Origin of the sequence: Microbacterium sp. BF1 (genome assembly GCF_019279095.1) — a bacterium.
In the GTDB taxonomy this organism is placed as follows: domain Bacteria; phylum Actinomycetota; class Actinomycetes; order Actinomycetales; family Microbacteriaceae; genus Microbacterium; species Microbacterium maritypicum.
On record NZ_JAGYWT010000767.1, the window covers coordinates 1 to 753 of the forward strand.

At 70.8% G+C, this 753-nt stretch carries 2 protein-coding genes; both read right to left on the minus strand.

Annotation, left to right across the window (positions count from 1 at the left end):
• Positions 1-345 (minus strand): hypothetical protein (locus KZA10_RS16650; RefSeq protein ID WP_218683454.1); only part of this gene is annotated, 345 nt, incomplete at its 3' end.
• Positions 342-753, minus strand: a 412-nt coding sequence (locus tag KZA10_RS16655; RefSeq protein WP_218683455.1) for an Asp23/Gls24 family envelope stress response protein, incomplete at its 5' end; no start/stop codon positions are given. The genes KZA10_RS16655 and KZA10_RS16650, both read right to left, overlap by 4 nt.

The window sequence follows — 753 nt, forward strand, 5'->3', positions numbered from 1 at the left end:
CCCGTGCGCGCCGGCCTGCACGTGCGCGACCGTGAGCGTGATGCTCTCCCGCTGTATGCCGCGCGCCCCGAGCAATGCGTCGATGACCGCGTGCACAGTGCGGAGGATCTCCGCCGACTTCGCGCCGGAGTCCACACCGAGCGTCGCCTCCACCGCCACCCCGTCGCCCGCGGCGACCACCGACACGATCGGCTCGTCGTCCTTGCGCACGCCGATCGCCTCGGCTCCCGCGCGCAGCAGGTTGGAGATCAGGGAACCCGATCGGTAGACGCTGCGAACGCCCGGCGTCGACCGCAGCGTCGCCTCGATCGCCGCGGCGAGCTCGTCGCGCTCCTCCGCCCTCATCGGCTCTCTCCCGCCCACGACGACACCTCCCGGACGTCCTTGATCGCGATGTCGATCGCGATCACGTTCAACTCGGTATGCGCGCGAAGGCCTCGATCGACCTCGGCCCGCAGCTCAGCGGCGACCTTCGGGATCGACTGACCGTGCAGAGCGCTCGCGTCGATCTCGATCCGGATCGGCGCACCCGCCTGCGTCACGTCCCCGTCGAGTCGACAGCGCCCGACGAGGAGTCCCGGCACGGCATTCTCCGCAGAGCGGGTGAGGCCGCGCACCGCTCCCTCGGTGATCGCGAGATCCACGTGCGGATCCGGTGACTCGAAGGGGATGCGGCGTCCGGCGCGCGCATCCATCGCGATGCCGCTGAGGATGCGATCGACCCAGTTCTCGTCGACCGGGGGTTCGGCTGCG